The organism is Nitratidesulfovibrio liaohensis, from assembly GCF_011682075.1.
GTDB lineage: Bacteria > Desulfobacterota > Desulfovibrionia > Desulfovibrionales > Desulfovibrionaceae > Cupidesulfovibrio > Cupidesulfovibrio liaohensis.
In genome coordinates this window covers 1-6,795 of the sequence record NZ_VSMK01000096.1, presented here as the reverse complement: position 1 = coordinate 6,795, position 6,795 = coordinate 1, and the positions used below count along the sequence as shown (strand labels likewise).

6 protein-coding genes are annotated in these 6,795 nt (G+C 61.2%); 3 read left to right on the top strand and 3 right to left on the bottom strand.

The features are described from left to right. Together FVW27_RS04260 and FVW27_RS04255 are read left to right on the top strand one after the other, a co-directional pair. Positions 1-982 (top strand): hypothetical protein (locus FVW27_RS04260; RefSeq protein ID WP_208294622.1); only part of this gene is annotated, 982 nt, incomplete at its 5' end. A 154-nt stretch (positions 983-1,136) separates the two neighbouring features. Next, a complete protein-coding gene (locus FVW27_RS04255; RefSeq protein ID WP_167123024.1) occupies positions 1,137-1,715 on the top strand; it encodes a hypothetical protein in 579 nt (192 codons plus the stop codon). Between the two features lie 881 nt (positions 1,716-2,596). Here FVW27_RS04255 and FVW27_RS04250 read toward each other — a convergent pair. Then, the gene (locus FVW27_RS04250) at positions 2,597-3,814 is read right to left on the bottom strand and encodes a tyrosine-type recombinase/integrase (RefSeq protein ID WP_167123030.1); all 1,218 of its coding nucleotides are present in this window, start codon (positions 3,812-3,814) and stop codon (positions 2,597-2,599) included. Between the two features lie 716 nt (positions 3,815-4,530). After that, positions 4,531-4,869: a S24 family peptidase gene (locus FVW27_RS04245; RefSeq protein ID WP_341806074.1), complete on the bottom strand. Its 339-nt coding sequence runs from the start codon at positions 4,867-4,869 to the stop codon at positions 4,531-4,533. Between the two features lie 137 nt (positions 4,870-5,006). Between FVW27_RS04245 and FVW27_RS04240 the strand changes: the two genes are divergently transcribed. Next, positions 5,007-6,032, top strand: coding sequence for a Fic family protein (locus FVW27_RS04240; RefSeq protein WP_167123028.1), 1,026 nt, complete (start codon positions 5,007-5,009; stop codon positions 6,030-6,032). 278 nt (positions 6,033-6,310) lie between these two features. Here FVW27_RS04240 and FVW27_RS04235 read toward each other — a convergent pair whose 3' ends face one another. Continuing rightward, on the bottom strand, positions 6,311-6,481 hold the full coding sequence (locus tag FVW27_RS04235; protein WP_167123026.1) for a hypothetical protein: 171 nt from the start codon (positions 6,479-6,481) through the stop codon (positions 6,311-6,313). Positions 6,482-6,795: the final 314 nt, after the last annotated feature.

Sequence of the window (6,795 nt, the reverse complement as noted above, 5' to 3'; positions counted from 1 at the left end):
GGGCGCGCCCCTGCCCGCAGCCGGGCGGGGTGCCGCGCCGCCACGCCGCAACTTTCCGGTCATCATGCTGCTGTTCGTGCTGGCGGTGGGCGGCGCGGGCTACGCGGGTCTTTCGCTGGGCCAGTGGCACATGGAACGTGCGGCGGCACGCGCAAGGATGCAGGCTGACGAAAACCGGAAGAACCTGCGCGCCAGCGAGGCGGAACTTGCACAGGCGCGAAAGGATCTGGAAGCCCTGCGTGCAGAACGGGATGCACTGACCGCCAGATTGGATACCGCCAGCAGGCAGTTGACGGAACTGTTGACTGCACAGGCTGCTGCGGGCGACCCGGCGCAATCCCGCAAGGGGGCCGCTTCCCGCTCCCCCCGGGAAGACGCGCCGACGCAAGCCGCCCCGGCGGGGGGTACAAGGCTGGGGTTTGCCGTGACCGATGCCGCGCTGGACCGCAGCAAGGCCAGCCTTGAAGCTGCGCGGCAAGACCTGGACGCAAACTTTCTGGGCGGCCTGCAACGCCATACCCGGGTAACGCTTGGCAAGCCGGAACTGCGCGACAAGGGCACCACCATAGACATCGTGGTGCCGGTGTCGTGGACCCTGCAATCGAAGCTGCCGCAGCAGACCCTGGGCAAATACCTGCGCTACGGCAGCGGCAGCGGATTCGAATCCCCGGCCATCACGACCGTGCCCGAGTACGGCAACAGGGAGGACCGCGCGAAGACGGTCATTTCGGAGCAGTTGTATGACCACCTCAAGCACAGGAAAGTGGTCATCGTCGTGGAGGCGGGCAAGGCCACGGGGCAGGTCACCATTGCCGCGTACAGCGACAGCGGGTTCGACAGGGGATTCCAGTTCATACCCGCCAGCACCCCGCGCGCCAACAAGCTGAGCTATTCCGATCAGAACCCCGTGGTGATTGCGGGGATACCCAAGGCCGACGCCACCGACATACGGGATATCACCGCCCGCATCGAGGTGCGCTGATCCGGGCAGCCCGGCCCGAAACCGGCACCGCCGGACGGGGGCAACGTTTGGCAAACGGTTTTGCCAACCCGGCCCCTCCCATGCCGGGTATGGTGTCCCTGAAACGTGCGGCGCACCCTGTGGCGCGCCCGGTCGGACCCTGCAGGAGGCGGACATGATCGGTTTCTTCATCGGTTGCAGCGTGGTGGTTCTGGCGTTCGTGTGCCTTGTGCGCCTGTGGCGTCGACAGGCGTGCGGTGGGGAAGCCGGGCCCGGGTTTGTCCGCCTGGCTTCGTGGGGCGGCCTGTCCGCTTCGGCGGGCCGACTGGCGGGCACCGACACCCATTCATGGAGCGCCACTCCGTCGGACGACCACACAACGTCGGCTGCCTTGGGGATGGGGCTGCTTGCCGCTGGCGCCGTGGCCAGCGGCAGCCTGTTCGACGACGGCACAACGTCGCCGGGCATGTTCGACAGCACGCTGCAAACGGGAACGTGCATCAACCCGGCCTCCGGACTGCCCATGATCAGCGGCGACACGAGCGGTATCGACGTGGGGGGTAACGTGTACGGCTGTAGCAACGACAGCGTTGACTCGTCGTCCCTGTTCGACAGTGGTGTTTCGGGCATGGATACCGGCTGCGACTGGAGTTCGTCGGTCGATTCGTGGTCTTCGAGCGATTCGGGCAGTGACTCGTGGTCCAGTTCATCCACCGACTGGTCGTCCGGGTCTGGCAGTTCCGACGACTGGTAGTTGGGGTCTTTTCTGATCGGTTGTACACGTTTCACTTCGACCAGGACAGCAGCCCATCCAATGCAACCAAACCAAGGGCGAGCAGCAAGCGCATGGGGCGTGGGCGCTCGCCTTTTCCATGCTCAGGAGCCTGGGGCTGTTGGCTGTCAATGTATCGCGGATGGCGCGTTAGGGCTGTGAAGCCGCGCATTGGTCATGGCGTTCTCCATATCGGTCTCTCAACCTTGGGGAATGCCCTGAACGTGAAGACGACGCACCACTGGCGCTACCGAGAGGGAGGTAGATGGACATCAGGGCAAACGTTAGGGGGGCTGCGGCCGCCTAATATGTGTGGAGCGAACCAGAATTTATGATTTTGTTTGCAGGCAGCCTGTTCGGCACTGTGACACGGGACATCCCAGCATTCATGTGGGGGCGCAACCCGCCGGCTTGAGGGGTGACTTGGGGGCTGACTTGGGGGGCGGGTAACCCCGGCCAACGTGTTTCCGATGGCGGGGGGGGTGCCGTATTTGGAAAGCGATGCGTTTCAAGCCCCCCCGGTGAATGGCTGGAGAGGGAATCTGCCGTGGTCGGAGAGGGCGACTGAGGGGAGAAGATGGCGCTGGAAGGGGGAGTGGCCGTTCAGTAAAAAATGTGAGAGGTCGAGCAGGGGAGGGTGCCCTCGCCACGTGAAGCACACGGTTTTCAGAAAAAAAAGAAAAAAGAAGTGAGTTTTGTCAGGTTTTGTCAGGGGATTCGTGGAAATATTTTTTTGCTTTTTGTGTTTTTGATGCCCGCAGCGCATGCACGATACGTGCCCTTTTTGTGGCGATGGCACCGTCGTCCGCACCTCGGTTTCTGGCCAAAACACCGTTACAGATCGGTTCGAGAGGGTGCCACACTCACTTCTTGAACGGTACGATTTTGCTCTTTGCGGGCTTGGCTGGTTCGGCGTTGATGGCCACGGCAAAGCATTCGTCTATAACCGACGCTGCCCGTTTCATGGCTTCATCCGCGAGGTGCGCATACCGTTGGGTCATCTGCGGGCTGCCGTGGGTCAGAAGCTTCTGCAGGGTGAACAGGTCCACCTTGCCGCTGGAGGCCAACCATGAGGCATAGGTGTGGCGCAGGCCGTGCAGGGGGCGGAAGTCATCGGGGAGCCCAGCCTTCTTACGGATGCGGTCCAGGAACCGGCGAACCTCCACACGCTTCCCGCCATCCTTTCCGGGAAAGAGGTAGGGGCTGCCCGTGGGCTGGATTGATTGCAGGATGGTCCGGGCTGCCTCGGTCATGGGGATTTGCGTGGTCTTGCCGCTTTTGGCGACGGCACCGCGCAGGTGGATGTGCCCGTTGCGGAAATCCAGGTCATCCCATTGCAGCCCCAGCAAGGCCCCCCGGCGCATGCCAGTGGCAAGAGCCAGACGCACCATCGCGGCGAGGTTCTGGTCCTCGTCCTCGTCCAGTGCGTCGAACAAGGCCTTGGCCTGCTCGGGTGTCAGGCACTCGGTCTTGATGTTGTCCACCTTGGGCATGTCGAAGTGCAGGCGGGAGATGTCCGGCATGGAGCACAGGCCACGCTTTGCCCCGTAGCGAATGAGACGGCGCAGCAGTCCGAGCACATGCTTGACCGTCTGGGGCGCCTTACCTTCGGCTTCCAGGTCACGCCGCAGGGCATCCACATGCGCCGTCCGGATGTCCTCCGGCGTCTTTTTTGCGAAACGGGCGAGGATGGGGCGGACATTGCGAGCGTCCGGCTTTGCACTGGGGCGGTCACCGTGCGCGGCCTTGTACGTCTCCCAGAGCAGGGTCATGGTGGGCTTCAAGCGGTCTGCCTGCCGGGCATCCTCGGCCTTCTTCCGGCGCTCCTGCAACGTGACCGGTCCGCTGCCCGTTTTCTTGGCTGCGCGGATTTCGGCCAGGGTCTGCCGGGCCTTTTCCAAGGTCCATCCCTGGCTTGCCCACCCCAGCCCTTCCTCGCGGCTCTCGCCGTCTATCTTGTAGCGCAGGGCAAAGTAGGCGTCCGGCTTTTTCCCGTGCTTTCGGGTCAGGTGCTCGTACTTGCGTATGCCCCGTTCGACCGTCGTCCACTTCGTCCGATTCTTGCCCGTTTCCTCGCTCATTCTCTCCCACCTTTCTCCCATTTCTCTCCCACTTCTCTCCCACCTTTTCCGGTGATATCGAGTGAAGCGCGATGAAGATCGTGGGCAAAAAATCACCTATTACTATATGGAATGTCAATATTTTTTGATGGAAGAATGAAGGGGGGTGAAGGGGGGTGAAAACGCCCTTTTTCAGACTTCTAAGCTCTTGGCCGGGGGTTCGAATCCTCCCGGGCGCGCCAAAATGAAATCAAGTGGTTGGGTGATAAAAAGAGCATGCTCGGCAAGGGTTGGAAAAACTTTTCCAACCCTATTTCCAACCTTGGGGATGTGAATAGAAATACCCTGGTGGCAGTCCAGGTGAAAGCAAAGGGCGCGGGGCTTGGTTCCGCGCCTTTTGCTTTGGGTCGACATGGGCTGATTTCACCACCGGGGAGGCATTCAGATTGGCACAACGGGGTGAAGCATGCTCGTGTGTCGTTGGTCCCTGTGCCGCAAGGCGTTTGAAGAAAATTTAGTGCCGAATCTGCCGCACAGTGTTTTGGGCGCTTTTGGAAGGAATGCGCAGAAGAGTGTGCGCCGATTGGCACGGATCATCACAGGCATGGAAGAAAAACGGGCGGCCCCTTTGGACCGCCCGTTTGTGTTTTGCCTGTGTTTTGCTTTTGTCTTCTGTGCAAGGCAAAATGCGATGAAAAACCCTGCACGATTCTGCCGCGCCTGCGCGGCATTCTGCGTCAGTTCAGTTCGCGTCCGACCCAGACGGCGCGGCCTATGATGCGGATTCCGTTGGACAAGTCGCCGCGTGCGCCCACTTCAATCGGCGGGTAGTCGGGGTTGTAGCTGGAAAGGACCAGCTTGCCCGGCTCGGCGTTCACAGACTTGAGATAGACCAAGTCTTCCACGCCGACGGCGTACAACAGGCCGGGGTGCGGAACACGCTGGCTCTGGTCGATAAGCACCGCGTCATTGTGCTTGATGTCCGGCTCCATGCTTTCGCCTGTCACCCGCATCACCCGCCGTTCCTCCCGCTTGATGGGTATGAACGGTTTTTGTTGGGGCGGGCTGCGCGGTATTGCGGAGTTCCCCTTGGGCGGAAAAGGTGCGAACAAAGGGAGCGTGATTTCAAGGGATAACGCGGATTGGCATTTTCCCTTTAATTCAGCTATGGTAGCAAGGTATTGGTACGTCAGGCATGCCGAGGGGGCGCTTCATGAGCCAGCAATACCAGCCGCCTTTCTCCATCACCCCAGCCATCGTCACCCTTGTCGGTCGGATCAGCGAAGCCGTGGGGCGGTTGACCATTCTCCGCGAACAGGCGGCGTCACTCCGGTTGCGGCGTATCAACCGTATTCGCACCATACGCGGGTCGCTCGCCATAGAAGGCAACCAGCTCAGCGAAGCTCAGATCACCGCCATCCTCGACGGGAAACGGGTCATCGCGCCTCCCCGTGAAGTTCAGGAGGTGCGCAATGCCCTTGCTGCGTACGAGCGTTTTGATGACTGGAACCCTGTCGTCGAAAAGGATCTGCTGGAAGCACACGGCATCCTGATGTCCGGCCTGATCGACGAGGCAGGCAGCTACCGCCGGGGTGGCGTCGGCGTGTTGGAAGGTTCCCACGTTATCCACCAGGCACCTCCGGCGGACCGGTTGCCCGCGCTTATGGGCGATCTGTTTCACTGGTTGGCGACCAGCGATGCCCACCCGTTGGTCGCAAGTTCCGTGTTCCACTACGAATTCGAATTCATCCATCCCTTCGCCGACGGGAATGGCCGCATGGGGCGGTTGTGGCAGAGCCTCATTCTGGCCCGTTGGAACGGGTTGTTCGCCGATCTCCCGGTGGAGAACCTGATCTTTGCGCATCAGGCCGAGTACTATGAGGCGCTGCAGGAAAGTACGCGACAGACGGACAGTGCCCCCTTCATCGAGTTCATGCTCACGATGATTTTCGATGCCGTGAGCGCGTCCGTTGCTCCAGATGCCCCCCAAGTCGCCCCTCAAGTCACCCCCCAAGTCGGGCAGCTATTGCAGGCCATACTTGGCGAAATGTCCCGTGAGGCGTTGCAGGATGCACTTGGTCTGCAAGACCGCAAGTCTTTCCGGGAGCGCTATCTCAAGCCGGCCCTGGCGGATGGGTTCATCGAGATGACCGTTCCCGACAAGCCCAATAGCCGCTTGCAGCGGTATCGACTGACGGACAAGGGGCGCCAGTGGCTGCAACTCCGTCGTGAAGGGTAGGTTCCAGACAAGGTTGGTGGCGGTTCCACGGCAGTGCCCGCAAAGCATGTTTGCGGCATAGGGGGGCCGCAGCCCCCCCCCTGCCGGTCGTCTTAGCTTCCTTCTGCCTCACCCTCCGGCAGCGCCAGTTGCGCTTCCTCTTCGCGCTCCTGGCTACCTTCCAGACTTTCCGGGGTGTCGGACATGAGATGGCCGCCACGAACACGCCAGCGACACCGGCCAGACAGCTGCCAAGAAACACCCAGGCCCTGTTCATTCCCTTGTCCCTGGATTCGTGGTCAGTCATCGATGCTCTCCTTGACGACGTTACGTACCGCGATGGCTATGGCGAGGATTGATCCCCAGTTCATATCTTTATCCTCCTTGGGATGCGGACCTTCGGGCAGTCCGCGAAGAGCACGCATTCCGCAGGTGGCAGAAGGCACCTCTTCCACGGCCAGAACCGGCACAGGTACATCCAGCGCATACGACCTCCTTGTCGGGGTGTTGAAAGAGAATGGGGAGGCGTGGTGCCTCCCCGTTTCTCGTTGCCGGTGTATTTCGTGTTTGCATCATGTCGCGCGCCTGCCGACCAGCGCGCCCTGCAGCAGGCCGAACATCGCCGGGGCAAGTTCGGCCATGGTGTTGATCGTCCGGGTAACCGTCCAGACAACCCCACCTTTTCAGGCGAGCGGTCATCAAGTAGACATCAGTGAACTGGCTTAGACCGGGTTGTTCTTTGACATGCCTTGCGGCAGCAGGGCCTTGAGGTCGTCCTGGCTGC